The sequence below is a fragment of the Lysobacter sp. Root983 genome (assembly GCF_001429345.1).
Classification (GTDB): domain Bacteria; phylum Pseudomonadota; class Gammaproteobacteria; order Xanthomonadales; family Xanthomonadaceae; genus Lysobacter.
Genome location: NZ_LMJO01000016.1, coordinates 50,599 through 77,086 on the forward strand (window position 1 = coordinate 50,599; position 26,488 = coordinate 77,086).

The 26,488-nt window shown below is 68.3% G+C and carries 25 protein-coding genes; 15 read left to right on the forward strand and 10 right to left on the reverse strand.

All coding sequences use genetic code 11. The annotated features are described in order from the left end of the window. Nucleotides 1–274: 274 nt before the first annotated feature. Nucleotides 275–826, reverse strand: a complete 552-nt coding sequence (gene sufT, locus ASE43_RS12460; RefSeq protein ID WP_056182003.1) for a putative Fe-S cluster assembly protein SufT — start codon at nt 824–826, stop codon at nt 275–277. A gap of 218 nt (nt 827–1,044) precedes the next feature. Between sufT and ASE43_RS12465 the strand changes: the two genes are divergently transcribed. Both ASE43_RS12465 and ASE43_RS12470 read left to right on the forward strand, forming a co-directional pair. Then, nucleotides 1,045–1,485, forward strand: coding sequence for a hypothetical protein (locus ASE43_RS12465; protein ID WP_157489578.1), 441 nt, complete (start codon nt 1,045–1,047; stop codon nt 1,483–1,485). A 61-nt stretch (nt 1,486–1,546) separates the two neighbouring features. Then, complete coding sequence (locus ASE43_RS12470; protein ID WP_057160695.1) at nt 1,547–2,380, forward strand: hypothetical protein; 834 nt, start codon at nt 1,547–1,549, stop codon at nt 2,378–2,380. Nucleotides 2,381–2,411: 31 nt separating this feature from the next. Here ASE43_RS12470 and ASE43_RS12475 read toward each other — a convergent pair whose 3' ends face one another. Next, nucleotides 2,412–3,851 (reverse strand): PLP-dependent aminotransferase family protein, encoded by a 1,440-nt coding sequence (locus tag ASE43_RS12475; RefSeq protein ID WP_056182009.1) that lies wholly within the window; start codon nt 3,849–3,851, stop codon nt 2,412–2,414. A 243-nt stretch (nt 3,852–4,094) separates the two neighbouring features. Here ASE43_RS12475 and ASE43_RS12480 point away from each other — a divergent pair, with 243 nt between their 5' ends. The 5 genes from ASE43_RS12480 (at nt 4,095) to ASE43_RS12500 (ending at nt 10,157) form a co-directional block, all read left to right on the forward strand. Beyond that, nucleotides 4,095–7,118: a TonB-dependent receptor gene (locus tag ASE43_RS12480; protein WP_057160696.1), complete on the forward strand. Its 3,024-nt coding sequence runs from the start codon at nt 4,095–4,097 to the stop codon at nt 7,116–7,118. A 395-nt stretch (nt 7,119–7,513) separates the two neighbouring features. After that, entirely contained in the window at nt 7,514–8,398 is an 885-nt protein-coding gene (locus tag ASE43_RS12485) for an AraC family transcriptional regulator (RefSeq protein WP_057160697.1), read from the forward strand. Between the two features lie 69 nt (nt 8,399–8,467). Beyond that, nucleotides 8,468–8,992, forward strand: coding sequence for a hypothetical protein (locus tag ASE43_RS12490; protein ID WP_057160698.1), 525 nt, complete (start codon nt 8,468–8,470; stop codon nt 8,990–8,992). Then, nucleotides 8,982–9,521, forward strand: coding sequence for a cytochrome P460 family protein (locus tag ASE43_RS12495; RefSeq protein ID WP_056182022.1), 540 nt, complete (start codon nt 8,982–8,984; stop codon nt 9,519–9,521). Before ASE43_RS12490 ends, ASE43_RS12495 begins: the two co-directional genes overlap by 11 nt. 162 nt (nt 9,522–9,683) lie before the next feature. Beyond that, complete coding sequence (locus ASE43_RS12500; RefSeq protein ID WP_056182027.1) at nt 9,684–10,157, forward strand: DUF1456 family protein; 474 nt, start codon at nt 9,684–9,686, stop codon at nt 10,155–10,157. A gap of 15 nt (nt 10,158–10,172) precedes the next feature. Here the strand turns inward: ASE43_RS12500 and ASE43_RS12505 are convergent, their stop codons facing one another. From ASE43_RS12505 to ASE43_RS12515, 3 genes are read right to left on the reverse strand one after another with little or no spacing between them, the layout of a single operon-like run. After that, entirely contained in the window at nt 10,173–10,529 is a 357-nt protein-coding gene (locus tag ASE43_RS12505; protein ID WP_162250677.1) for a DUF2185 domain-containing protein, read from the reverse strand. A gap of 37 nt (nt 10,530–10,566) precedes the next feature. Continuing rightward, nucleotides 10,567–12,000 carry an NAD(P)(+) transhydrogenase (Re/Si-specific) subunit beta gene (locus tag ASE43_RS12510; RefSeq protein ID WP_057160699.1) on the reverse strand — a complete coding sequence of 478 codons (1,434 nt, stop codon included), beginning with the start codon at nt 11,998–12,000 and terminating at the stop codon, nt 10,567–10,569. Further along, nucleotides 11,997–12,308, reverse strand: coding sequence for an NAD(P) transhydrogenase subunit alpha (locus ASE43_RS12515; RefSeq protein ID WP_056182038.1), 312 nt, complete (start codon nt 12,306–12,308; stop codon nt 11,997–11,999). Before ASE43_RS12515 ends, ASE43_RS12510 begins: the two co-directional genes overlap by 4 nt. 134 nt (nt 12,309–12,442) lie before the next feature. Between ASE43_RS12515 and ASE43_RS12520 the strand changes: the two genes are divergently transcribed. The 4 genes from ASE43_RS12520 to ASE43_RS12535 are packed head-to-tail and all read left to right on the forward strand — an operon-like array spanning nt 12,443 to nt 14,298. Next, on the forward strand, nt 12,443–12,784 hold the full coding sequence (locus tag ASE43_RS12520) for a hypothetical protein (RefSeq protein ID WP_057160700.1): 342 nt from the start codon (nt 12,443–12,445) through the stop codon (nt 12,782–12,784). Nucleotides 12,785–12,796: 12 nt separating this feature from the next. Continuing rightward, nucleotides 12,797–13,378 carry an RNA polymerase sigma factor gene (locus ASE43_RS12525; protein ID WP_082607269.1) on the forward strand — a complete coding sequence of 194 codons (582 nt, stop codon included), beginning with the start codon at nt 12,797–12,799 and terminating at the stop codon, nt 13,376–13,378. Further along, nucleotides 13,375–13,788, forward strand: a complete 414-nt coding sequence (locus ASE43_RS12530; protein WP_057160701.1) for a hypothetical protein — start codon at nt 13,375–13,377, stop codon at nt 13,786–13,788. The genes ASE43_RS12525 and ASE43_RS12530 overlap by 4 nt, the downstream gene beginning before the upstream one ends. A 6-nt stretch (nt 13,789–13,794) precedes the next feature. Continuing rightward, a complete protein-coding gene (locus ASE43_RS12535) occupies nt 13,795–14,298 on the forward strand; it encodes a DUF3106 domain-containing protein (protein ID WP_057160702.1) in 504 nt (167 codons plus the stop codon). A 522-nt stretch (nt 14,299–14,820) separates the two neighbouring features. Here ASE43_RS12535 and ASE43_RS12540 read toward each other — a convergent pair. The 3 genes from ASE43_RS12540 to ASE43_RS12550 form a co-directional block, all read right to left on the reverse strand. Next, nucleotides 14,821–15,342, reverse strand: coding sequence for a YcxB family protein (locus ASE43_RS12540; RefSeq protein ID WP_157489576.1), 522 nt, complete (start codon nt 15,340–15,342; stop codon nt 14,821–14,823). Next, the gene (locus ASE43_RS12545; RefSeq protein WP_057160703.1) at nt 15,339–16,442 is read right to left on the reverse strand and encodes an NAD(P) transhydrogenase subunit alpha; all 1,104 of its coding nucleotides are present in this window, start codon (nt 16,440–16,442) and stop codon (nt 15,339–15,341) included. Before ASE43_RS12545 ends, ASE43_RS12540 begins: the two co-directional genes overlap by 4 nt. 223 nt (nt 16,443–16,665) lie before the next feature. Continuing rightward, complete coding sequence (locus ASE43_RS12550) at nt 16,666–18,954, reverse strand: DUF1631 family protein (RefSeq protein ID WP_157499331.1); 2,289 nt, start codon at nt 18,952–18,954, stop codon at nt 16,666–16,668. Nucleotides 18,955–19,083: 129 nt separating this feature from the next. On the opposite strand from ASE43_RS12550, the gene ASE43_RS12555 reads away from it, so the two are divergent. The 4 genes from ASE43_RS12555 (at nt 19,084) to ASE43_RS12570 (ending at nt 22,249) form a co-directional block, all read left to right on the forward strand. Then, nucleotides 19,084–19,689, forward strand: a complete 606-nt coding sequence (locus ASE43_RS12555; RefSeq protein WP_056182065.1) for a nitroreductase — start codon at nt 19,084–19,086, stop codon at nt 19,687–19,689. Then, on the forward strand, nt 19,686–20,609 hold the full coding sequence (locus tag ASE43_RS12560) for a 5'-3' exonuclease H3TH domain-containing protein (protein ID WP_057160704.1): 924 nt from the start codon (nt 19,686–19,688) through the stop codon (nt 20,607–20,609). Before ASE43_RS12555 ends, ASE43_RS12560 begins: the two co-directional genes overlap by 4 nt. Before the next feature lie 30 nt (nt 20,610–20,639). Continuing rightward, nucleotides 20,640–21,182 carry an NUDIX hydrolase gene (locus ASE43_RS12565; RefSeq protein WP_057160705.1) on the forward strand — a complete coding sequence of 181 codons (543 nt, stop codon included), beginning with the start codon at nt 20,640–20,642 and terminating at the stop codon, nt 21,180–21,182. 266 nt (nt 21,183–21,448) lie between these two features. Beyond that, nucleotides 21,449–22,249, forward strand: a complete 801-nt coding sequence (locus tag ASE43_RS12570; protein ID WP_057160706.1) for a CatB-related O-acetyltransferase — start codon at nt 21,449–21,451, stop codon at nt 22,247–22,249. A gap of 27 nt (nt 22,250–22,276) precedes the next feature. Here the strand turns inward: ASE43_RS12570 and ASE43_RS21320 are convergent, their stop codons facing one another. Next, entirely contained in the window at nt 22,277–24,733 is a 2,457-nt protein-coding gene (locus ASE43_RS21320; RefSeq protein ID WP_082607271.1) for an adenylyltransferase/cytidyltransferase family protein, read from the reverse strand. 51 nt (nt 24,734–24,784) lie between these two features. Further along, on the reverse strand, nt 24,785–26,482 hold the full coding sequence (locus ASE43_RS12580) for a hypothetical protein (RefSeq protein WP_057160707.1): 1,698 nt from the start codon (nt 26,480–26,482) through the stop codon (nt 24,785–24,787). Nucleotides 26,483–26,488 lie beyond the last annotated feature (6 nt).

The window sequence follows — 26,488 nt, forward strand, 5'->3', positions numbered from 1 at the left end:
GGTTGTTTCGAAGGCCGCGTTTCGCGGCAGGTAACCGTCATGCCTGCGCGTCGCACAGCGTGCTGGACGCGTAGGCAGAACGGGATTCACGACCGCTGCGTTTGCGTGGCCGCGATCAACAACCTAGGTAGGCGGACCAGCCGAGTCCATGCGCTAAAAACGGTTCCAACCGGCGCAAACCGTGAACCCCGCTGCATTTTCTTAATCGGATATTTTGGCGTACACAGAAAGTGTGGCCATAAGGGGGCATACCCGCTGCGGGGCATGCCGCTGCTCAGAACATGCCGGTTTCCAGCCGCGCGGCCTCGGACATCATGTGACGCCCCCACGGCGGGTCGAACACCAGCTCGACGTCGGCCTCGGCCACGGTCGGGATCATTTCCAGCTTGCTGCGCACGTCGTCGATCAGGATGTCGCCCATGCCGCAGCCCGGCGCGGTCAGGGTCATGCGCACCTCGACGGTGCGCTGGCCGTCGTCGCGCGGCTTGACCAGGGCTTCGTAGACCAGGCCCAGGTCGACCACGTTGATCGGGATTTCGGGGTCGAAACAGGTGCGCAGCTGCTTCCACACCAATTGTTCGACCGCCTCGTCGTCGGCGCCTTCCGGCAGTTCCAGCGGTTCGGGCGCTTCCTTGCCGATCGCGTCGGCGTCCTTGCCCGAGATCCGGAACAGGTTGCCTTCGACGAAGACGGTGTAGCTGCCGCCCAGGGCCTGGGTGATGTAGCCGACGCTGCCGGCGGGCAGGGTCACCTGCTCGCCCTGCGGCACAAGGACGACGGCGCAATCGCGCTCGAAACGGACGGGTTCGCTGCTACGGGAGTACATGCCGGAAAGATTGGGGTGCCGCGCTCCGGCACAAGGCGCGCAGTCTAACAGGGCCTCGTGCGGCACCTGGCCCCCGGGATGGATCGCAGCGTCGCCGGGACGTGGCCAAACCGGCGCCCGCGCGCCCGTCCCGGGCGGCAGGCGGACTTCAGGCACTGCCTGCGGGCACGCGGCCGGCTATGCTGTGCGGCTGGATTCCCCCGCCCGCCGAGCCCTCGATGACCCCTGCGCCGCCCGCCGCCGCGTCCCCACCGCCCCGAACGGCGCTGTCGTGGACCTTGTCGTGGTCGTTGCTGCTGTTGGGCACGCTGGGCTTCGCCACCGTGTGGCTGCTGCTGAGCCTGTACAGCGGGCGCCAGAACAGCTGGATGGCGGTGATCGGTGCGATCGACCTGGCCTGGATGCTGCGCCTGGGCGGCTGGCCGCGCGGATGGGGACGGGCCGCGATGGGCATGCTGGGCACGGCCGCGATCGTGCTGATCTACAGCTGGAGCATCGCCTCCACCCAGATCGGCCTGTCGCTGGGCGTCGGCCTGCTGGACTCGCTGCCCAAGCTGGGCGTGCACCACGCCTGGCTGCTGACCCAACTGGCCAACGGCCCGGCCGACTGGGCCTGGCTGGCACTGGGGCTGGTGGTGGCGTTCTTCGCCTCGCGCTGAGCAGATTAGACTCGTCCGCGACGCCGGCGCAGCGCATCCGCCGCCGGAGCCTGGGCCATCGATGAGAACACCGACCGCGTTCGAACACGTCGCCGCCGACCGGGACATCGCGCCCGGCCCCTATCCCGCGCAGGGCTTCATGGCGGTCTGGGACGCGGCGCTGGGCAACGGCGACTACTTCGGTTGCTACTGGCCGCTGGGACGCGAACAGGCCGAACCCATCGTCTGCGAGATGTACCACGACGAAGGGACCTTGCAGCCGTCCTACTCCTCCACCGCCCGGTTCGTCGAATGGCTGGCCCTCAATAACGGCGAACGCGGCGACCACGAGGTCGAAGACCCGGGCTTCGGCCCGCAATGCTACGCGCGTGCTCGCGTGGCGATGGCGGCGGGCCGCGTGGACGCCGCGATCCTGGAGCTCGAAGCCGCCTGCACGTCGGTGCCCGACGTCAGCGTCTATTGGTTCGCCCTGGCCGGGCAGCGGCGCAGACTCGGCCAGACCGATGCCGCGGTCGAGGCGGCCTTGAACGCCGTATTGGCCAACTGGTCGTTCGGTCGGGTGGCCGACGGCGCATTGCGCATGCTGCAAACCCTGGGCGCGGGCAGCGCCTTGCGCGACGACCCGCTGGTGCGCGCCAGCGCCGAACTCACGTTCGCGTTCGGCGGCAGCAAGCACAACCCGGACTACGCCGTGCTGCGCGCGTGCATCGACGCCTACTTCGAACGCGGCCAGGCCCTGCACGCGCTGCGGCTGTCGCACAACTACGCCTACGCGATGCATGCGGAAACCACCGCTTTCCAGGCACGCCACGCGTTCTCGCCGACGCAGTGGCGCGCGGACTACGCGCTACTGTGCCTGCAGCATCTCGGCGACGCGCGCACCGGCCTGGATTGAACCGCACCCGTCCCGCGCCCTGCCCGCTGGCTCAGGGCGCGGTCTCGCGCAGGCACTCGCCGAACAGCTTGGTGGCCTCGCCGATCTCCGCCACCGACATCGCGCCGAAGCCCATCAGCAGGCCGGCGCGGTCCGGCGCGTTCAAGTAATACGGCGCGATCGAATACAGGCCCAGCGCGCGCGTCGCCGCATGCGCGATCAAGGCCTCGCCCTGGGCCGCATCGCGGCCGCGCAGCCACACCAGCAAGTGCATGCCCGCGTGCGAGTCGTCGATCTCGAGGAATTCGCCGCCATGCGTGCGCAAGCCTTCGAGCAGGGCTTCGCGGCGCTGCTTGAGCGTCTTGCCGGTGCGGCGCAGGTGGCGCTCGAAACTGCCGTCGGCCATGAACTGGGCCAGCGCGGCCTGCTCGATGCCCGGCGATCCGAAATCGTCGACCCATTTGGCCGAGATGAAATCGTCGCGCAGGCACGGCGGCACCACCACGTAGCCCAGACGCAACGAGGGGAATAGCACCTTGGAGAAGCTGCCGACGTAGACCACGCGACCGGACTCGTCCAGCGAACGCAGCGCCGCGTGCGGCTGGGCGTCGTAGCGGAACTCGCCGTCGTAGTCGTCCTCGAAGATCCAGCAGTCGTGGCGGTTGGCGTAATCCAGCAAGGCCAGGCGGCGCGGCAGCGACATCAGCGCGCCGGTCGGGAACTGGTGCGAGGGCGTCACGCAGATCAGGCGCGGCGGCGCGGTCGGCAGATCGTCGGTGCGCAGGCCTTCGCGATCGATCGCGACCGGAACCAGGCGCGCGCCATGCGTGTACAGCGCCTCGCGCGAGGCGAAGTACTGCGGCTCCTCGATCACCGCCGCGTCGCCCGGATCCAACAACACGCGCGCGGTCAGGCTGATCGCCTGCTGGGTGCCGGCGACGATGATGATGTCCTCGGGCGAGCAGATCACGCCGCGGCGATGGGCGATGTATTCGCTGGCGGCGGCGCGCAGCGCCGGCGAGCCGTGCGCGGTGGGATAGGTCGGCGGCGTGTACAGCGCCGCATGCGCGAGCGCGCGCGACCAGGCCGAGGTCAGCAGCGGATTGGTGAACGGCACGCCGTACTGGAAGCTGTAGCGCGCGCCCTCGACGCGGCGCCCGGGCATGCGCGGGTGATCGTGGCACGCGCGCAGGCGGCGCACGTAGTCGGTTTCCGGCAACCCGCGCTGCGCGGGGCGCGGCACCGGCGCGGCCGGCGTGATCGGGGTGGCGACATAACTGCCGGAACCGACCCGGCCCTGCATGAAGCCTTCGGCGCGCAGTTGTTCGTAGGCGGCCAGCACGGTATTGCGCGACACCGCCAGTTGCTGGGCCAACGCGCGCGTGGGCGGAAAGCGCACACCCTGCGCTACCCGGCCCGACAGCACGGCGTCCTTGAGCGCGCGCACCAACTGGGTCTGCAGCGGGCCGCGGCCGTCTAGCTCCAGATGCATGGGGGTTTCCGAAAGGCTCCAGTGCGCGGACGTAGGCGATCCGCCCGACGGCCAATCTATCGGGCCGGAGGATGCCGGCACAACATGACCAATGGGCGCGTCAACACAAATCGTCACTTCCGCGCAGTCACCGCACGAGTCCGGCATAGCTTTTCAGTCGCCGCCCGCGCAACTCCGATCGTTAAGGATTCGTAATTTCACTGAGCCGGCCAACGCATGGCCCTAACCCAGCGGAGTTACGCAATGCCCTCGCACACCCTCAGTCATGCCATCCGACGAGCGCTGTTCGCCACCGCCGCGGCGTCCACCGCGGCGCTGCCGATCGTGGCGCACGCCCAGGCGGCGGAAGAATCCCAGCCCACCACGCTGGATCGCATCGAAGTGACCGGTTCGCGCATCAAGCGCACCGACATCGAAACCTCGCAGCCGATCTTCACCCTCAGCCGCGACGACATCAGCTCGCAGGGCCTGACCTCGGTCGGCGACGTGATCCAGAACATCACCGCCAACGGTTCCGCCCCCAACAGCACCGTCAACAACGGCGGCGACGGCCAGACCCAGGTCGACCTGCGCAACCTGGGCCCCAACCGCACCCTGGTGCTGGTCAACGGGCGGCGCTGGGTCGGCGGCGCCGGCCTGGGCGGCGTGGTCGATCTGAACACCATCCCGACCGCCGCGGTCGAACGCATCGAAGTGCTGAAGGACGGCGCCTCGACCATCTACGGTTCGGACGCGATCGCCGGCGTGGTCAATGTGATCCTGCGCCAGAACTACGAAGGCGCCGAAGCCAACGCCTATGTCGGCACCTACTCCGATGGCGACGGATTCCGCGAAGCGGTCGATTTCACCATCGGCGCCGCGTCCGACCGCTGGACCGCGATGTTCGGCCTGGCCTACGTCAAGGAAGAGCCGGTGCTGGCCGGCAACCGCAAGATCTCCAAGGAGCCGGTCGCCGGCACCGGCAATTTCTTCGGCAGCTCGACCGTGCCCAACGGCCGCTTCGCCCTGTGCAACGGCACCTTCGACCCGATCTTCGGCACCTGCTCGGTGGCCGAGACCCGTCCCGACGGTTCGGTGGGCCAATTCACCTACAACGACGGCCAATCCGGCGCGAACTGGCGCAACCGCACCGGCAACGACGTCTACAACTTCGCCCCCGACAACTACCTGCTCACGCCGCAGGAACGGCGTTCGGTGTTCGCCTCCGGCTCGCTCGACATCAGCGAGAACCTGCGTTTCCGCACCACCATGACCTACAACAACCGCCGCTCGGAGCAGTTGCTGGCGGCCATGCCGATCGTGCTGGGCAGCGGCCCGGGCGCGGGTCTGCAGCCCAAGACCGTCACCATCAGCCCGGACAGCATGTACAACCCGTTCGGCACCACCGTCTCGCGCATCCAGCGCCGCGCGGTCGAGACCGGCGGTCGCTCGTTCCGTCAGGACATCGACACCTTCGCGGCCAATCTCGGCTTCGAGGGCACGCTGAACTTCGCCGACAAGCCCTACGACTGGGAAGCCGGCTACTACTACGGCGAGAACAAGCAGAACACCGTCACCGACGGCCTGTTCAACCTGCTCGCGCTGCGCAACGCGCTGGGCCCGTCGATGATCGACACCGTCGCCGGACGCTCCACCACCGGCCGGCCGATCTGCGTGAGCAACCCCGGCGATCCGACCTCGATCATCCTGGGCTGCGTGCCCTTGAACCTGCTCGGCGCGGCCGGCTCGATCACGCCCGAGATGCTGGCCTACTCCAGCTTCGTCGCCCACGACTCGGTCGGCTTCAAGCAGAAGACCTACTACGCCAACATCGGCGGCGACCTGTTCGATCTGCCGGCCGGCCCGCTGGCGTTCTCGTTCGGCCTGGAACACCGCGCCGAAAGCGGCTACTTCCAGCCCGATGCGCTGATCGCCTCCGGCAACACCACCGGCAACGCGGCCGCGCCGATCTCCGGCGGCTATTCGCTGGACGAGGCCTACCTGGAACTGGCGGTGCCGGTGCTGGCCGACATGCCGTTCGCCAAGCTGCTGGATTTCTCGATCGCCACGCGCTATTCGGACTACAGCAACGTCGGCGACACCCTCAACAGCAAGTTCGGTTTCCGCTGGAAGCCGTTCGACGACCTGATGATCCGCGGCAACTGGTCCGAAGGCTTCCGCGCCCCGGCCATCGTCGAACTGTTCGCCGGCACCGCCGACGCTTTCCCGACCATCAGCGACCCCTGCGACCTGTCGCGCTTCCCCAACCTTTCGGCCGCCGCGCAGGCGCGCTGCATCGGCCAGGGCGTGCCCAACGGCGGCTACGACCAGGGCAATCCGCAGATCCGCATCAACGTCAGCGGCAACCCGTTGCTGGAGCCGGAGAGCAGCGAATCCACCACCCTGGGCTTCGTCTACAGCCCGTCCTGGCTGGAAGGCTTCGACGTGACCCTGGACTGGTGGAAGATCGACATCGACAACGCCCTGGTCGCGCCGACCGGCCAGTTCATCCTCGACGAATGCATCGTCGGCAACGTGCAGCGCTTCTGCAATTACACCCGCGCGCCCGGCGGCGCGATCTCCAACCTGCTCTCGCAACCGACCAACATCGGCGGCCTGCGCACCCAGGGCTACGACCTGACCGTGAACTACAAGTTGCCCGAGACCCGCTGGGGCCGCTTCAGCTTCAACTGGGACAGCAGCTACGTGGCCAAGGCAGAGGTGGATTTCGACGACGACGGCGTGTTCGGCGAACGCCTGGAAGGCGTGCCGCGGATCGGCCAGCGCATCGAGGACTGGCCGATCGACGAGGCCGCCAACGAACCCGGCGAATACATCACCGGCAGCAACAGCTGGCGCATCCGTTCCAATCTGATGGTGCGCTGGGAGAAGGGCGATTTCGGCGCGACCTGGAACCTGCGCTACTTCTCGCATCAGGACGAACGCTGCCAGGTGCTGGTCGACAACGGCTTCAACGACCTGTGCAGCGACCCGGACCGCATGATCTCGGTGCCGGTGGACCTCAACAACAACGGCGTCTGGGACGGCCCGGCCGGCGGCGACGCCCTGCAGGCGGTAGCCGAGGCCGAGAACAAGATCGGCGCCACCACCTACCACGACGCCAGCGTGTACTGGAACACGCCCTGGAATTCCAAGGTCACCATCGGCGTGAACAACGTCTTCGACAAGAATCCGCCGTTCTCGGCGCAGGCCTTCGCCAACAGCTTCGACTCGGCCTACGAGGTGCCGGGGCGCTTCATCTACTTCCGCTACACCCAGAAGTTCTGATCCGCGTAATCGATGCGTAACCCAGGCGGCCCCGCGAGGGGCCGCTTTTTTTCGCGTCTTGTGCATAGCCGAACGCCTACGCGCGTCGATTCTGGCCTGCGCGCGCGGAACAGCGTCGACGCGGTGGGCGGACCAATATTTGCGGCGTCAGCGGTGCCTCATCTCTCTCTCCGAAGCAAGGTCGACGCTCGTCCGGCACGCAGGAAACCACGGCACAGCGCACCCACCGTCCGCAGGCATGCCCGGGATCTTCCCGGGCTCTTTTTTCGGACCCACGCATGCGGGCCCGATTGGCTCCATCGCATTCGAAACAATTGGTCCTCCAGTCCGCGCGCGACGCTGGGTAGGGTGGGCACAACGGCGCCGGACGCGCCATCGAATCGCGAGAGCCCCCCGTGAACCTGCGCTATCACCCCCTACGATTCGCCGAGAATCTCGATCTCAGCGCCCGCGGCGGCGACGAACTGCACCTGATCCGCGCCTCCGCGCGCGGCGCGCAGGTGGAGCTGCCCGGGCAATGGATTTCGTTCTGCCTGCCGTTGTCGGGCCGCCTGCGCTGCGAGGCCCAGGACAGCGCGTGGGAGATCGACGCCGGCCACGCCCAGGTCTGGCGCGAAGGCCCGCTGCGCTGCAGCGCGCGTCAGCCCTGCGGTTGGCTGGCCCTGGCCGGCTCGCACGCCGCCTGGGCGCGCTACCTGCGCAACCAGCACGGCGACGAGGTCGGCGGCGACGCCGGCGGCGCGGACTTGTTTCCCTGGGAAGGCCCGGCCGGCCGCGACCTGCGCCGCCTGACCGTGCGCCTGGCGCGCCGCACGCGCGACGTCGAGGTCGATATCGAGCCGCTGCTGGAAGCGCTGTGCGCGGCGCTGGTCGACCAGCAGCGCGATCTGCACCAGCGCCTGCAGCGCTGCAGCGGGCGCACCCTGCGCCGGCGCCAGCAGACCCTGCTGCGGCTGCTGCGCGTGCAGCACCTGATCCGCCGCCACCCCGATGCGCGCCTGGACCTGGCGCGACTCGCGCGCAGCGCCAGCTACTCGCCCTGCCACCTGATCCGTATCTATCGCGACGTGTTCGACGAGACCCCGACCGAGTACGCCGCGCGCCTACGCTCGGACCGCGCCTGGCGCATGGTCCGCGAAACCCGCATGCCGGTGTGCGAGATCACCGAGGCCCTGGGCTTCGAAAGCCAGAGCGCATTCTGCCGCGCCTTCAAGCACTCCTTCGGCCTGACCGCGACCGAAGCGCGCCGGCTCGAATGCGCGCAATCGCAGGCGGCCTGACCCGGCTTAGCCCCCCGCTTAGCATCGCCAGCCCCGTACCGCCCCTACCGCACCGACGAGGACCACCGCATGCCCCGCTCCGCCTTCCCCACCGCCCGCACCCTGCTGCTCTACGTCCTCGCCGCGGGCCTGGTCGCCGGCACCCTGGACATCGTCTACGCGACCAGCTTCTGGGGCCTGAAGGGCGTGCCGCCGCAGCGCATCGGCCAGAGCATCGCCGCCGGCGTGCTCGGCAAGGACGCCTTCGCGGGCGGCAACGGCGCGGCCGCGCTGGGGCTGTTCCTGCACTACGTGATCGCCACCGGCATGGCCGCCGCCTACGCCCTGGTCGCGCGGCGCTGGCCGGCGCTGATCGCGCACCCCGTGCGCTACGGCCTGCTCTACGGCCTGCTGCTGTACGCCCTGATGACCTACGTGGTGGTGCCGCTGTCGGCGGTGCCCGGCGGCGGCGGTGGCGGCGGCGCTTTGTGGATCGGGTGCAGCATCGTCGCCCACGCCGTGCTGGTCGGCTTGCCGATCGCGCTGATCCTGCGCCGCGGCTTCGTCGCCGGCGATCGCGCGCACCCCTCGGGCTACGCCGCCGATGCGCGCTGAGACCCCGACCCTGCGCCCGCGCCTGGCGATCGCCGCCGTCCTGGCCTGCGTCGGCGCATTCGCCTCGATGCTGGCGATGCCGGCCGGCCACGCCGCGCCCGAACCCGAGGCGCAGGCGCCGATCGGCCTTCCGCAGGGCTATACGCGCTGGACCCATGTCAAAAGCGGCCTGATCCCCGCCGGCCACCCCGCCTTCGCCAGCTACGGCGGCCTGCACCACATCTACGCCAACGAGACCGCGCTGGCCGGCTACCGCAAGGGCGAGTTCGCCGACGGCTCGGTGCTGGCCTACGACCTGTTCGAAACCCGCACCACGCCCGACGGCAGCATCGACCAGGGCCCGCGCCGCCACGTCGATGTGATGGTCAAGGACGCGCGCCGCTACGCCGCCACCGGCGGCTGGGGCTATGCCGAGTTCGCGGCCGGCGCATCCCAGGATCGCCTCAGCCAGCCCCAGCGCGCCGGCTGCGCGGCCTGCCACGAGCACCGCAAGGCCCAGGGTTACGTTTTCAGCGAGCTCCAGGACTGAGGCCTGCCCCTCGCCTTCCCCGACGGCGGCCAGGGACGGCTGCCGCTTCCTGAGGCCCGTGCGGGCGTTGCCGACCGATAGCGACGCGCCCGTACGCGCGCGCGTGCGAAAATCGCCGCTTCGCGGAACCGGTACGACCGGCCCGCCCAGGCAGGACAGGCGATGATCACCAACGACGTATTGCGCAGCATCCGCTACATGCTCGACCTCAGCGACAACAAGGTCGTGGAACTGGTCCAGCAGGCGGACCCGGATTTCGCGCTCGACAAGGCGCAGGTCCAGGCCTTCCTCAAGAAGGACGAGGACGAGGGCTACGCCGAATGCAGCGACGCGGTGCTCGCGCGCTTCCTGGACGGACTGGTCTATCACTACCGCGGCCGCGACGAGAGCCTGCCGCCGCGCCCGTTCGAAAAACGCGTCAGCAACAACCTGGTGCTGAAGAAGCTGCGCGTGGCCTTCGAGCTCAAGGACGTCGACATGCACCAGGCCTTCGCCGACGCCGGCTTCCCGGTCTCCAAGCCGGAACTGAGCGCGCTGTTCCGCCAGCCCGATCACAAGAACTACCGCGCCTGCGGCGATCAGCTGCTGCGCAACTTCCTCAAGGGGCTGACGCTGCGCGTGCGCCGCCCGTCCTGATCCGCGCGCCGCGCATCAGTCCCGGCGCCGGAAGCCTTCGATGCGCCGCCACGGCGATTGCGCCGAATCGCGCTCCCAGGCGCTGCCCACTTCGGCACGGACGATGTCCAGCAAGCTTTCGTCCATGCGGATGAAGCTTTCCATCGGGCAGATCTTCGGCGGATTCGCGTCCAGCCACGCTTGAGTTTCGCTACCGCTTTGGAATATCCAACCCGAGTCGTGCGGATTGTTGGGTTTCGAGCGATAGGCGTAGCACACCGGCAGCCGCTGCGGCCCCATCACCTGGTCCGAGGCCAGCACCAGCGGCGCGAACGCCGCCAACTTGGCGTCGCCATCCGCGGGCGGCGGCGACTTCTTCTTGAACGGCCACATGGCGCGCTCCATTCCTAGCGTGCGACGGAAACGGCGGCTAGTGCCCGCCGTCCAGCGCCTTCAACTCCGACACCAGCGCGCTGGCCATCTCGGCGCCGTCGCCGAACAGCATGCGCGTGTTGTCGGCGTAGAACAGGGCATTCTCGATGCCGGCGAAGCCGGTGCCCTTGCCGCGCTTGATGACCACCGTGTTCTTGGAATTGACCACGTCCAGGATCGGCATGCCGTAGATCGGCGAAGCCGGATCGGTCTTGGCCACCGGATTGACCACGTCGTTGGCGCCGATCACCAGCGACACGTCGGTGTTGGGGAACTCCGGGTTGATGTCGTCCATGTCGACGATCATGTCGTAGGGCACGCCGGCCTCGGCCAGCAGCACGTTCATGTGGCCCGGCATGCGTCCGGCGACCGGATGGATCGCGAACTTCACCTTGACCCCGCGCTCGGTGAGCTTCTGGGTCAGCTCCCAGATCTTGTGCTGGGCCTGCGCCACCGCCAGGCCGTAGCCGGGCACGATCACCACGCGCTCGGCGAAGGCCATCATCGCGGCCACATCGCCGGCCTCGATCGGCTTCTGGCTGCCGCTGATTTCCTGGGCCTGGCCGCCGCCGCCGAAGTTGGAGAACAGCACGCCGGTGATCGGCCGGTTCATGGCCTTGGCCATCAGGCGCGTGAGCAGCATGCCGGCCGCGCCGACCATGGTGCCGGCGATGATCAGGGCCTCGTTGCCGAGCACATAGCCTTCGAAGGCCACCGCCAGACCGGTCAGGGCGTTGTACAGCGAGATCACCACCGGCATGTCGGCGCCGCCGATCGGCAGCGTCATCAACACGCCCAGGGCCAGGGCGAGCACGAAGAAAGCGATGATCGCCGGCACGTTCAAGGTCAGCACCACGATCGCGCCCAGCGCCACCAGCGCCAGCGCCACCGCGGCGTTGAAGATCTGCTGGCCCGGGAACACCACGCGCCGGTCGAGGCGGCCGTCGAGCTTGGCCCAGGCGATGATCGAACCCGACAGCGAAACCGCGCCGATCGCCGCGCCGATCACCGCCAGCACCACGGTGACGGTGGGCTGCTGCATGTCGACGTGGCCGGACTGCAGCTGCGCCAGCAGCGGATCGCTGGTCTGCAGGCTGGCGAAGCGCAGCAGCTCGACCGCGCCGATCGCCGCCGCCGAACCGCCGCCCATGCCGTTGTACAGCGCGACCATCTGCGGCATGTCGGTGATCGCGACCTTCTTGCCCGAGATCCAGGCCAGACCGGTGCCGATCGCCAGCGCCAGCACGATCAACACCAGGTTATGCAGGTCGGGCAGCAGGAAGGTGGCGGCGGTCGCGATCACCATGCCCATGCCGGCCCAGCGGATGCCGCTGCGCGCGGTCACCGGCGAGGCCATGCGTTGCAGGCCCAGCAGGAACAGGGTGGCGGCGACGAAATAGCTGGCCGACGCCAGCAGCACCTGCGCGCTCATGCCTGGCCCCCGGACTTGGCGTCGGGCTTCTTGCTGGCCTTGAACATCTCCAGCATGCGCTCGGTGACCACGTAGCCGCCGGCCGCGTTGCCCGCGCCCAGCAGCACGGCGACGAAGCCGATCGCCTTCTCCAGGGTGGTGTCGGCGTGGCCCAGGACCACCATCGCGCCGATCAGGACGATGCCGTGGATGAAGTTGGAGCCGGACATCAGCGGCGTGTGCAGGATCACCGGCACCCGCGAGATGATCACGTGGCCGGCGATCGCCGCCAGCATGAAGATGTACAGCGCCACGAACCCGTCGCCCATCTTTGCCTTCCCCTTGCGATGTCTCCCGCATCATAACGTTCCATGAACCCGGCGCCAGCGCTGTCAACCGTGACGGCGATCGGGCGTTTGTCTCCTCGCAAGGGTTCAAACGCATCCACGACGAGGAGAGCCGCATGAAAACCACACCTTATCTGGCCGTCCTGGCCTGTCTGGCCGCCTTGGGACTGGCCGGCACCGCCGTCGCCGGCGACCGCGGCGACCGGGTCGAGCACCGCATGGAGCGCCATGGCGAGCGCATCGACCAGCGCCTGGACCGGCGCGGCGACCGCATCGAGGCCCGCAGCGACCGCCGCGCGGACGCCCTGGCGGCGCATGGCCACGCGCGCGCCGCCGCCCGCGTCGACCGCCACGGCGAGCGCGTCGAGGCGCGCCTGGACCGGCGCGGCGACCTCGCCCAGGCGCACTGGGAGCGTCGCGGCGAGCGTTACGACCGCCGCTGGGACCGCCGGCATTAAGTCTTGAGCCGTATGCTGCAACTCGTGTCCGCCGAAGCCGACGACCTGGCCCTGGTCGCGCCCGTCCTGGGCGCGGCCGAGCGCAGCCCCGCGACGCTGGAGGAATTCCTCGCCGGCATCGGCACGCGCGCGTTCCGTTTCGCCGAACTCGGCCTGCGCCAGCGCGACGACGCCCTGGACGCGGTGCAGGACGCGATGATGAAGATGCTCGGCTATCGCGAGCGCCCGGCCGCGGAATGGACCCCGCTGTTCTGGAGCATCCTGCGCAGCCGCATCGTCGATGTGCAGCGCCGGCGCGCATTCCGCCTGCGCTGGCTGATGCCGGGCGCGCGCGAGGACGAAGCGCCGATCGACTGGGCCGACGACGGCCCCGATCCGGCCCGCACCCACGACGGACGCGAGGCTTATGCGCGTCTGGCCGACGCCCTGGGCAAGCTGCCGCGCCGACAGCGCGAGGCCTTCAGCTTGCGAATACTGGAAGAACTCGACGTCGCCACGACCGCGCAGGCGATGGGCTGTAGCGAAGGCGCGGTGAAGACGCATCTGTCGCGCGCGCGCGAAGCGCTGCAGCGGCAATTGGAGGACTGGCGATGAACCACAACGACCCGCGCTACGGCGCCGACCCCACGGCCGACGGCGACCGCGCCTTCGACGAGGCCGCACGCGCCCTGCACCGGCGCGCGCTGGGCGAGCTCTCGGCGCCCACCCGTGCCCGATTGCGCCTGGCCCGACACGCCGCGAACGCCGACGTGCGCGCGCCGCGCCGCGGTATGGGCTGGGCCCTGGCCAGCGGCTGCGCGGCGGTGTTCGCGCTCGCGATCGGCCTGCAGTTGCAGCGCACGCCGCAGCCAGCGGCGCTGCCGGTCGCCGCGCCCGCGGTCGCAGGCCTGCCCGCCCCCGAAGCGGCCGCCTACGACAGCAGCACCGCGCTGGCCTCGCTGGACGAGAATCCCGATTTCTATCTGTGGCTGGCGTCCGCCGACGACCTGCCCGCAACGGAGTAAGCCCGCATGATCCGCCTTCCGCATCGCACCGCATGGGCCGCCCTGCTCGGGTTGTGCCTGCTCGCGCCCGCGGCGTTCGCCGCCGGGCCGCAAGCGGCCGCGTCCAAGGCCCCCCCGCCTCCGGCCTGGGAACAGCTCAGCCCGCAACAGCGCGAACAACTGATCGCGCCGGTGCGCGACCGCTGGAACGCCGAGCCCGACGAGCGTCAACGCATGCTCGACCACGCCCGCCGCTGGCAGCAGATGACGCCCGACGAGCGCAAGCGCGCCCGTCACGGCATGCGCCGCTGGGAAGGCATGAATCCGGAGCAGCGCGAAGAAGCGCGCGCGTTGTTCGGGCGCATGCGCAATCTCAGCGAGGCCGATCGCGAAGCCCTGCGCGAACGCTGGCGTGCGATGACGCCGGAGCAGCGGCGCGAGTGGATGCAGAACAACGCGCCCAAGCCGCGCGATCGCGACGACGACCGCGAGCGCCGCGGCCCGAAGGACGCGCCGCGCCAGCAGCGTTGACCCGTTCGGTTCCCCCCTTTGAAAAAGGGGGGCCAGGGGGGATTTGCTGTTGCTCCTGAGCTTCTAACAGCCCAAGAGCAAATCCCCCTCAATCCCCCTTTTTCAAAGGGGGAGGACAAGTTTCGAAGGGGGAGGACAGGCGGACATTCCGACGATTGCCGCCGGTCCGAGCGTAGGCAGTGCGTTGAGCAGGAGCCCTCCTGCGTTTTTTTTTATGCCCTATGCGGTTCCCCCCTTTGAAAAAGGGGGGCTAGGGGGGATTTGCTGTTGCTCCTGAGCTTCTATAAAGCCCAAAAGCAAATCCCCCTCAATCCCCCTTTTTCAAAGGGGGAGGACAAGTTTCGAAGGGGAGGACAAGCGGACATTCCGACGATTGCCGCCGGTCCGAGCGCAGTAATTCGATCGTCATTGCATTGAGATCGTCGTCCATGCCAGGGCTCCGCTCAGGGCCCCGTGCAGCTTGCGCGCACTCAGGTTGAGCGCATGCAACCGAACGCCAAATAGCAATGAGCTGAGCCTTGATCAGCTTTCGCTAACGCGAACACCGTGCGCGCGGGCTAGGGACAGAATCGGCCCCAAGGCCTCCTGCACTTGGCGGGAGGGTAAGCAGTGCGCGCAATTTCGCGAGAAAAACAGCAACAGGAAACCGCCTTGTTGCTTCACCTGCAAGATCGCTTTCCAAGACTGCGTCCATTCCTCGGTCTCGCTGAAGGCGCGCAAGCCGAAGTCGCCGAAGCGGTATCGGTAGATCCGTCCTTTGTGGGTCCGGGAGAAGTGCACCGTGGCGGTCAAGACAGCCTGCATCAACAACGGGAATGCCAACGCCAGCACCAGCGCCGCCAGTGCGGGGCCTTCCGCATCGATCGAAAAGCCCCGATAGAGTTGCACCAGCAGCAGCACCGATACGATCAACGGCGCCGCCAGTATCCCCAGGATGCCTACCGGGGTCTGCCACGACATCACCAGGGCCGAGCGGAGCCGATCCCAATAGCTGTAGCGGAACCGAACCTCGATCTCGGACTGATCCGGCGCCGACGAACTCATGCCGCCGCCGCGCGCTCCGGCCACACCGTCTTGGCCAGCAGTTCATCGTTCCAATCGAACTTGAGCTCGCCGTTGTCGACGAACAGGCTGACGAAATTGAACACGTTGCGCGCATACATCTCGCTGGCGTGCACGGCGCCGCTGCTGGCCAGATTGAGCGGGCCGGCGATGGTCACGCCTTCCACGTCCACGGTTTCGCCGGGACGGGTGAGCTCGCAGTTGCCGCCGGTTTCCGCGGCCAGGTCGACCAGCACGCTGCCCGGCTTCATGCCGGCGATCATCGCCGCGCTCACGATCTTCGGCGCCGGGCGGCCCGGCACCGCGGCGGTGCAGACGATCACGTCGATGTTCTTCAGGTGCTCGCCCAGGCGACGCTGCTGTTCGGCGCGCTCCTCCTCGGTGAGCTGGCGCGCGTAGCCGCCCTCGCCCGCGGCGCTCACGCCCAGGTCGAGGAACTTGCCGCCCAGCGATTCGATCTGCTCGCGCGTCTCCGGGCGCACGTCGAAGCCTTCGACCTGCGCGCCCAGGCGCTTGGCGGTGGCGACGGCCTGCAGGCCGGCGACGCCGGCGCCGACGATCAGCACCTTGGACGGACGGATGGTGCCGGCCGCGGTGGTCAGCATCGGGAAGAAGCGCGGCGCCAGTTGCGCGGCGATCAGCACCGCCTTGTAGCCGGCCATACCGGCCTGCGAACTCAGCACGTCCATGGCCTGGGCACGGGTAGTGCGCGGCAGGCGCTCCAGCGGGAACGCGATCAGCCCGCGCGCGACGATCGCTTCGCCGCGCGCCGGGTCGGCCTGCGGCGCCAGCGAGCCGACCAGCACCGCGCCTTCGCGCAGGCGGCCCAGACCGGCCGCATCCGGCGGCTGCACGCACAGCACCAGATCGGCGTCGGCGAGCGCGGCGGCGGCATCGTCGGCGAGTTCGGCGCCGGCCTGCGCATAGGCCTCGTCGCCGAAGCTGGCGGCACGGCCGGCGCCGCGCTGCACGCGTACGCGCGCGCCGCGCGCGACGAGCTTCTTGCAGGTTTCCGGGGTCAGCGCGACGCGTCGCTCGCCCGCAGCGGTTTCGCTCGCAACGCCTATGGTGATGCCCGCCATGCTTCGCTCCGTACCCGGTGATGGTGTCTCGCCGCATCCTAGCCGAATAAGGCGAGGAACGAGCGCAGATGAGCGAGAGAGCGCTGGGCGCCGTCGGCGCCGCTAAGGATGGGGTGAGCCGCTAATCAGCCAGTACAGGCGCGGTCACACTGTGGCGCGCCAGCGATCACGGAGCAGGAGCCGCTTTCGCTCACTCCTCACTCCTCCCACTCTTTCCTGGCTTTCAGCGGTGGCCGACCGCGCGATCGAGATGGCGGCGGACCTGGCGCATGGCCTCATCGAAGGCGTTGCGTTCGGCGCCGATGCTGAGGCGGCCTTCGCTGGCCAGGATCGCGAGTTCCTCGGCCGAGGCCGCGAACACGCGCAGGCCGCGGCGATTGACCAGCAGGTAGCGCGAGGTCAGCGGGCTGACCCAGGCCACCTTGGCCGCGATCTGCTCGCCCTGCAGGTCGGTCACGCGCAGCCAGTCGCCCGGATCCAGGCCGCGCATGCGCTCGGCCAGGACCGGATCGTGCTGCGACACGTCCTTGCCCGGCGGCAGGAAGCGGCGGGTTTCCTCGATCGCCTCGTCCTCGGCCGCCGGCAGCGGCGAGGCCGGACGCGTGCGGCGCGCCGAATCCGGCGTCGCCAGCGCCCGCACCAGACCGGCCATGCCGTGCTGGGCGGCGCTGTCGTCCAGGCCGGAACTGGCCAGGCACTGCACGATCAGCGGTTGCAGGGAGATCAGGCGGTCGGCGAGTTCGCGGCCGCGTTGTTCGGCGGCCAGGCGGTCGGCTTCGATCAGGGCGTCGCCCAGCGACAGGGCTTCGTCGCGGCGCGCTTCGCCGCCTTCGCGCAGCAGCACCTGGACCAGGTGATGGCGCCAGGGCATGGCCAGGAAATCGGCCACGGCCTGGGTCAGCGGCGGCTCGGCCAGGCGCTCGCGCAGGGCGTGATCGGCCTGGTTGCGCGCCGCGCCGAGGCGCTCGCGGCCGTAGGTGGCCTTGGCCGCGCGCTGTTCCTGCAGCTCGACCCGGCGGCGCTGCTGCGCCAGCAGGGCGTCGAGCTCGGCGTGCGCCATCTCGAACACGGCCACGTCTTCGTTGTATTCGGCGACCACGCGCTGCGAGATCTCGGTGGCGCGGTCCAGCAGTTCGCGGTCCTGCGGGGTCTCGCCGTCGTTGCCTTCGCAGGCCTCGGTGATCGCGTCGAGCAGGCGGCGCGCCGGGTGCTCGCGCTTGACGAACACTTCGTTGTCGGTCAGCGCGACCTTGACGTAGGGCAGCACCAGGCGCGCGTACAGACGGCGCGCGCGATCCTGCAGGGCGTGATTGCGGAATAGCGAATCGAACAGCAAAGCGACCAGATCGATCGCGTCGTCTTCTTCGGCGCTGAAGCAGGTCTGGTCGGGGTTCAGGCCGAGCCGGCGGGCGCCGTCGTGCAGATGGTCGCGGATGCTCTCGCCCAGGCGCCCGGACACGGCCAGGGCGCGCGCGAACGCGTCCGGCGGTTCGGGTTGCAGCAGCGAAGCCACGCTGACCACTTCATCGATACGCAGCTCGCGGCGCGGCGCCATCGTGCGCTGCGGGGCGTGGGCGTTGGGAACCGCGTCGGACCGCATCAGTCCTTCGCGCCAGGCATGCAATTGACTGCGCAAATCGGCGAGCTCGCTGGCCATGGCCGCGATATCGCTGGGCGACATCGGCGGACGTTGGGGGTCGTGTTGGGCGGTCGAGCCGCCGTGGGGCGGCGCGACGCCGCCATACGCGCCGTAACCGCCGGCGCCCGGCGCAGGCCCCCCAAAGCCCGCGCCATAGTTCGGATCGAAACTGTCGCCGTAACCGCGCTCGCGCGCCGGCTCGCGCGCCGGCTTGGCGCCCAGGCCCGGGCCTAGCCCGACCCCATAGCCGCCGCTGGACAGCAAGGTGTTGACCCGGCCGTACAGATCGCCGAGCACGCGTGCCAGCTCGTGTTCGTACTGCCGGAACAGACGCGCGCGCAGGGCCTCGGGCAGCTGCGCGTCGACGAAGGTTTCGACGAAGGCGGCGACCAGGCGCTGCGGGCCGATCGGATTGGGGCCGGGCGCCAGGCCCATGACCTCCGAGACCGCGGCCAGACGGCCCTGGACCATATCCAGGGGGCGCGCATAGCGGCCGCACAGGGATTCGGTCAGGCGTTCGCCGGCCAGGTCGAATTCGAGCTGGTTCTCGTCCACCAGCCGCATCGGCACCTCGCCGCCGCTGCGGATGCGCAGGGCGCGGAATTCGTCGAAACCCTTGGCCACCTGCTGGCGGAACGCCATCACGTGGGTAGCCTGATGCTGCCGCAGCACCCACAATGCGGCCTGGTCTTCGTATTGATGCTGTTTGCCGTCGCCCTTGAGCGAGTCCACCTTCATGGCGTCCTCGATCGGGCCGTACAGGGTTCCAGGGAGGCCGCCCAGCTGCTCCAATGCCAGGCGCTTGATCTCCTCGAGCATGCGCAAGGGATCGGTACGCGTGGCTTGAGCTACGCCGTGCGGATGAGCAGACACTGCGTGTTCCCCTGTTCCCGTGAAGGGCTTGAATCGTGTGGACCGAACGTGCCGTTTTTAGGCAGTTGGCAGCAGCATAGTGGCAAGATACGACAGCGCATGCACACACAAAATAGGCTTTTGTGACTGATGTCTCGAATCGATACCGACTTCCCTCCTGAATCCGAAAAAGCGTTAGCGGCTCTGGACACTCGGCGCTCGGTGCCAGCAAAACAGCTGACCGAACCCGGGCCGGACCCGCGCGAACTCGAGCGCATGCTGCGCTCGGCGGTGCGGGTGCCGGACCATGGCAAGCGGGTGCCGTTCCGCTTTCTCAGCATCCGCGGCGACGCCCGCCACGCCCTGGGCGAGCGCCTGGCTGCGCGCGGCCGCGAGCGCGACCCCGGCGCCGGCGAGGCCGCGGTGGAGAAGGACCGCGGGCGGTTCTCGCACGCTCCTTTAATAGTGGTGGTGATCGCGCGGCTGGGCCCGGACGAGAAGATCCCCGAGCAGGAGCGCCTGCTGACCGCCGGCAGCGTCTGCTTCGCCCTGCTCCAGGCCGCGCAGGCCCTGGGCTACGGCGCGGTCTGGCTGACCGGCTGGCCGGCCTACGACCCTCAGGTCCTGTCCTGGCTGGGCCTGGGCGCCGACGAGCGCGTGGCCGGCTTCATCCACATCGGCACGCCCAAGCTCGAGGCGCCCGAGCGCGAACGCCCCGACCCGCTCGCCCTGCTGACCGCCTGGACGCCCGAATGAGCGCCGCGCGCCCGCCGCTGTACCTGGTCGACGCCAGCCTCTACGTGTTCCGCGCCTGGCACTCGATGCCCAACGAGTTCGAGGACGCCGAGGGCTGGCCGACCAACGCCGTGCACGGTTTCGCGCGCTTCCTGGTCGAACTGATCGAACGCGAACGCCCGCGCCACATCGCGATCGCCTTCGACGAAGCCCTGGACTCGTGCTTCCGCAACGCCTTCTACCCGGCCTACAAGGCCAACCGCGAGCCGGCGCCGCAGGAACTCAAGCGCCAGTTCGCGCATTGCAAATCGCTGTGCCGCGCGCTGGGCCTGCCGGTGCTCGCCCACAGCGAGTACGAGGCCGACGACCTGATCGGCAGCGCCCTGGCCGCGATGCGCGTGCAGGGCTACCGCGGCGTGATCGTCTCGGCCGACAAGGACCTGTCGCAGCTGCTGGACGGCGCCGACGAACAATGGGACTACGCGCGCGGCCAGCGCTGGCGCGCGGACGGCGTGCCGGCGCGGCACGGCGTCGAAGCCCATCAGATCGCCGACTACCTGGCCCTGTGCGGCGACGCGGTCGACAACATCCCCGGCGTGCCCGGCATCGGCGCCAAGACCGCGGCGGCCCTGCTCGGCCACTTCGGCACCCTGGACGCCCTGCTGGCGCGGGTCGACGAAGTCCCGTTCCTGCGCGTGCGCGGCGCCGCCAGCGCGGCCGCGCGCCTGCGCGAACACCGCGAGCAGGCCCTGCTGTGCCGGCGCCTGACCACGATCGCCCTGGACGCGCCGCTCGGCGACGACGCGCCGTTCCTGCGCGGCTCCGGCCTGGCCCCGGAGCTGATAGGCCTGTGCGAATCCCTGCGTTTCGGCCCCATGACCCGGCGCCGCCTGCACGAGGCCGCCGGCCTGGACTTCGCCACGTCATCGCTTCCGTCGTAGCATCGCAGCGAACGAACGCCCGGACACGCGATGAACGAACCAGTCGAAACCCTGTACGACGGCCAATGGCTGCGGATGATGCGTCGCGGCCGCTGGGAGTACGCCGAGCGCACTCACGGCAAGGGCATGGCGGTGATCATCGTCGCGATCACGCCCGAGGATAAGCTGCTGTTCGTCGAGCAATACCGCGTGCCCTTGAACGCGCGCACCATCGAAATGCCGGCCGGCCTGGTCGGCGACGACCACGACGCCGACACGCTGGAGAGCGCCGCGCGCCGCGAGCTGATCGAGGAAACCGGCTGGGAGGCCGAACGCGTCGAAGTGCTGCTGACCGGCCCGACCTCCTCGGGCATGAGCAGCGAACGCATCGCCTTCGTGCGCGCGCGCCAGCTGCGCCGCGTCGGCGAAGGCGGCGGCGTCGACGGCGAGGACATCGTGGTCCACGAAGTGCCGCGCGCCGATGCGCCGGCCTGGCTGATGCGCAAGCACGCCGAAGGCTACGAGCTCGATCTCAAGCTCTGGGCCGGCTTGTGGATGATCGAACACAATCCGGATGGGTCGCGCGCGGATTGAGCGAGACCGGCCGCAGACGCCTGCGGCATGGGCGTCGCCAGGGGCACTTTGAGACCACGTCTTTTCCGTCTATTTCCGCACGGAGCCCGACGCTAAGCTGACGCGTACCCCCATCGGCGCATCCCTGCATATGCACCTATCGATTCGCGGCGATGGCTGCCGCCCAGTGCCGCATGCAAACCGCGTCGACGCGGAACGCCAAGCGAACGCCTCCGCGCTCCGACGCCGACGCAGCCGTCCCACGCAGCGCTTGGGCTGAGCCCGCGATGCCATTCGATCTGCAAGTATCGGACGACCTGCTGTTCGCGTTCCACGCGCGCAAGGTCCTGCTCGGCTACAACAGCCCGGCGCCGAAGGACGGCGTCTACGGCTGGCTCAAGCGCGGACAAACGCTGCGCCTGCACAACCCCATCGTGATCGAACGCAATTGCGGCCTCTACGGCGGCGCCTACGTACCCTTGGTGGGCGGCCTGCCCTCCTGCGGTCTGTGTTCGATGGGGGCTTTCAGTTACTCGTATTCGGGACTTCCGGACGGATTGACGGTGGGACGCTACGCCTCGATATCCACCGGGCTGCGCTTCATCGATTCGTTCCATCCGCTGGATACGCTGACGACCTCGGCGATCACGTTCCGTCCGCACAACCATCTGTACGCCGAGTTCGCGAGCGATCGCGTCCGCGATTTCGCCGCCGGCTTCAGGATCGGCGGCACCCGCCCTTATCCCACCGTGGGCCACGACGTCTGGATCGGCGCCAACGTGACCCTGGCGATGGGCATACGGCTGGGTACGGGCTGCGTGGTCGCGGCCAACAGCGTCGTCACCCGCGACGTCGCGCCGTACACGATCGTCGCCGGAAATCCGGCCAAGCCGGTCCGGTTACGCATGCCCGAAGAAACGGCGGCGCGATTGCTGGACAGCGCCTGGTGGGAGCTCGATCCGAGCGCGCTCTTCGCGCTGGACTTTGCAGCCCCGGAGCGCATCCTGGACGCGCTGGCGTCGGGCTCGTGGCCGAAGTTCGACTTCCTGCCGACCCGCATCGAAGCGCCGTCCGTGTCGGAGCCGTAGCCCCGCGCGCGCAGGCGCGCAGCGGCCTCACCGCTTATAGCGTCGCTGCTCCTTGGCCCCGAACTTGGTCCAGTGCGCCTTGGCGGTATCGGCGCCGGAGACGCCCGTCGTACGCAGCACCGGATTCATGTCCACATACACCGCGTGCGAGAAATCGTTAGGCGCGCTGTACCGGTGCAACCGTCCCTCCTGCTGGCCGTACTGCAGATAATGCGTGGTCGCCCCGATCTGGTTCGCGTGCCCGGCCAGCGCCACGTCCGGATTGAGGAACAGATAGCTACGCCAATGGAATCCGTCGGGGCAACGGTCGAAGTCCAAGGTTTGCGAGTAGCCGTCGGCGAACAGGCCGAAGTTGGCGTTCAATACCCGTCCATACGCGCTCATCGGAGCGCCGTGCACGTAGACGCGCTTCCAGAACGAATACAGGCCGACGGCGCGCGGGTCGTCGACGCAGGCGACCGGCATGTGCTTGTTCTGATAGGGCACGGCGATGCCGACCACCGCGTGGCCGGCCGTGCGCATGCAATCCTCGACGAAGGCCAGCGCGTCCGGGCCGAGCGGATCGCGGTAGTGATGCTTCCACACCGCCAGCATCGCGCGGCGGAAACCCAGGCGCAGCGCGGTATGGAAATCGCCGCGGTCGTAGCACTGCAGCACGACCCGGTCCACCAGCCCCTGCCTCTCGGCCTCGGTGTAGACCTGTTGGGCGATGTATTCGTAGTCGGCGTCGGATCCGATGCTGCAAACCAAGGCCTTGTCGCGCCGCGCGCAAGTCCGGATGGCGTCGCCCAGCGCGATCGGGCGCAGGCGCTCATCGTAGCGGGCGGCCAAAAACTCCTGCACGGACACCTCGGCGAACGGTCGATCGAAGCCGTAATGGGCCTCGTTGCCCTCTCGCGCGACGATCACGCCGTCGCCGCATCGCAGCAGATCCAGTTCCACCACATCCAGCACCCGGATCGCGCGCTCGACGGCCTCGGCCGAATTGCTGGCGTGATAGCCCAGACAGTCGCCTCCCTTATGGGCGATCGTGGCGTTGCGCGAGAAGAACAAATTGGCCATCGCCAGAGAGTCGGCGTGAACCGCGGGCGAGACGCCGCGCAAGGCTCGCTTTGTGGCCACGTCGTCCAGTTCGCAGGCCCTGACGATCTCGCTGACGATCGAGTCGGCGCTGTCCTCGCCGATCGCGGTCCCGGCCAGGATGCGCCGCCGCATACGCAGCAATGCGTCGGCCACGTGGGGATCGTCCGACATCACCGCCTCCACCGCGGCACGGATGCCGCCGGGCCGGGTCGGGTAGCCGCCGCAGAACAGATCGGCGCTGCCGGCCGCGTATGGAAAATCGTAGAGCGTGGCGTTGTTGTCCGAGTATTCCCTGAGCAGGACCTGCACCACCGGCTTGCCCAGCGCGGCGGCCTCGAAGATGGTCGAGGACAGGTCGGAAATCAGGCAATCGGCGTGCTTCAACAACTCGCTCATGGTGCCGCTGACGTTGGCGGCGACGTTCATCCGGGACACGTCCAGATGCGCCGTCTCCGGATGCAACAGCGTCACATGGTTATCCAGACCGGCGATCTCGTCTATCGCCTTGGCCATATCCAGGTTATTGGAGATATGCCAGGTGGGCGCGAACAATATGATCGGCTTGGCGGGATCCAGCCGATACCGGCTCGCGATTTCCTCTCGCGTAGCGGTCGGCGCGGACAACAACTGCTTGGCCTTGATGAAGCCCGCCGAGCGGACCTTGTCGGCGTGGCCGTCTCCATCCGGGAAGAAGGTCAGCAGGGATCGGGAATGATCCGGCCCCGCGGTCACGATGACATCGAAAAAGTTGAATCGATCTTGGTTGGCCAGAAACCATTTGAGATTGCTGGCGCCATGGTCGACCAACACCCTGGGTTTATCCGCATAGGCCCCGCGTGGCGGACTCACCGGCAGATTGAAGTAGACCAGGCAATCGCAATCCAGCCCTTCGGGAAGTTCCGAGGCGGTGGTAAAGATGGGCGCCACGTTCGCCGCGGTCAGTTCGTTGACCAGACTGAGCGCGCAGTCGTAATGCTTGCCGATGTAGGTATCGCCGAACAGCACCCGCTTGCACTTGAGCCGGTCCTCGATGCCCACCTTGACCTCGGTCGACGACACCCCGGGCGTGCGCGGCAGATAGACGACCTCGCAACTGACCCAGTCGAACTTGCCCTCCCAATCGTCGCCCATGACCAGCACATCCGCCTGATGTTCGCGGATGTAGTGGTCCTTCTCGGCCAGGGAATCCTCGTAGAACACCTCGTCGACCGCCTTGAGCGCCGCCACGCACTCCAGCCTGTGGCGCTGATCGAAGAAAGAACGCTTGCCCTTCTCGGCGTTCAACCTGTCCGTGGACACACCCACGACCAGGTAGTCGCCCAACGCCTTGGCGCGCTCCAGGATTCTGAGGTGACCGTCGTGAAGCAAATCGAAGGTACCGAAGGTGATGACTTTCTTCATTCTTGAATCGGAACTCGTGCGGAACCGCGACTACCCGAAGCCGACCTCGCCTCAGAACCAGAAACGCGACGGGGCGAACCTGCTCAACGAAAAATCCGCGACCCTGCGCGCGATCCCCGGCTCGATGGCGACGGCCGGTTCCTGCAGCAGGTGCAGTTGGTCGCGCCCCACGGCGCCCTCGAACTCGTCGCGCAGGCGACGCGCATGCTCGTCGCTGCTCCACTTCCGGGCGAGGTAGTAGCCGCCGGTGAGCATCGCCTGGCGGCGAGCGCGCTCCTTGGCCTCGTCCTTCGCCGCGGAAAATCGCGGTGTCACGTCGTGGACGAAGCGAGCGGTCGGGCACACTTTCAAGAGGCCGCCGATCAGCTTCACCCGCCAGGACAGATCGACGTCCTCGCAGTACATGTGGATCTTCTCGTCGAAGCCACCGATCTGCTGCCAGATCTTGCGCGACATCGCGAAGCAGGCGCCGGAGACCCAGGACGTATCCAACCGCACCGGGTCGTGCCACTTCGGGTGATCGATAGGCGCGGTCGCGGCCTCGATCAGCGCCTGCCCTTGGTAATGGTCCGAGAAATCCACCAGCGCCTTGACGCAGCCGGGAGTGAAGTAGCCGTCGGGATTGGCGCCGATGTACAGCCGGTCGAGGTCGAAGCAACGCCGCATGAGCGCGTTGTGGGCACGGCCAAAACCGATGTTCTCGCGGTTGCGGTCCAGGATCAGCCTGTCGCCCAGGATCCTCCGGTAGCGAGATTCGTTGGCTGCGTCGTTGACGTAGCACGCCCAATCGATGTCGTACCCCTTACTGATCGCCAGCTCGTTCTGGATCGAGGCCTTCAGGCGTTCGACCTCCTCGTTGGAGTTCTCGTACAGCACCACGCCGATGAAGGCCGCGCGCGCCTCCTTGCGCGCCTCATGCCGCAACGAAGGAATCGAGGCCTGCGCATACGGCGTGGGCCAGGCCGGCCCGGCGATGCTGCCGGTGCCGCGGGTGCCGGCAAGGAAACCCCTGAGGTCCTTGTAGCCCTCGTTTCCGAACAGGTGCGCGGAGTTGCGCAGGAAGGCCTGGCTAACGCGCTCGTCCGGCGAGAAGCGCCTGCTTTCGGACAGGCCGTACTGGACGAAGTGAATCAACGGAATCACGTTCGCCGCTTCCAGATCCGCGTTGACGCGCATGTAGTACGGCATGCTCGCGAAGCTCGAGCACTCCAGATACTCGTTGCCCCAGCGGCCGCCTGCGTTGAGGTATTGCTCGATCGGCACCCCGGCAGCCTCGCAGGCGCGCCCCTTCATGTCCGCGCGGAACACCGCGTTCTCGAAAAACGGCGAGGGGTTCGCATCGGTCGTCAGCAGCAGTTCGCGCAGACCCGAATAGCGCTCGAAGATCGGATAGCGGCCGCGCGCGTCGGCTTCGCGCGCCTGGCGGTCCGGGTCTATCTGATCCAGAACGAAATCGATATCGAGCAGCATCGTCGGCGACCGGCCCTCGAAGAACCCATGCCGGATGTAGTGCAGCAGCGGATTCATGTCCGCACCGCGGATGTCGACGTTCTCCTCGAGGTAGTGGCGACCGTCGAACAGCGCGGATGTCGCGGCCGTCCAGTACTTCTTGTTTTCCAGGTAGAGGAACTCCAGCGGCACGCCTGCCGCGCCGTTCCGGTCCAAGCCCAGCGTGCGCGCCAGGTAGTCCAGGTCCAGCAAGCCGGAGTCGCGCATGACGGATATTTCGGACAGTCGATCGTTCAGCATGGCGGT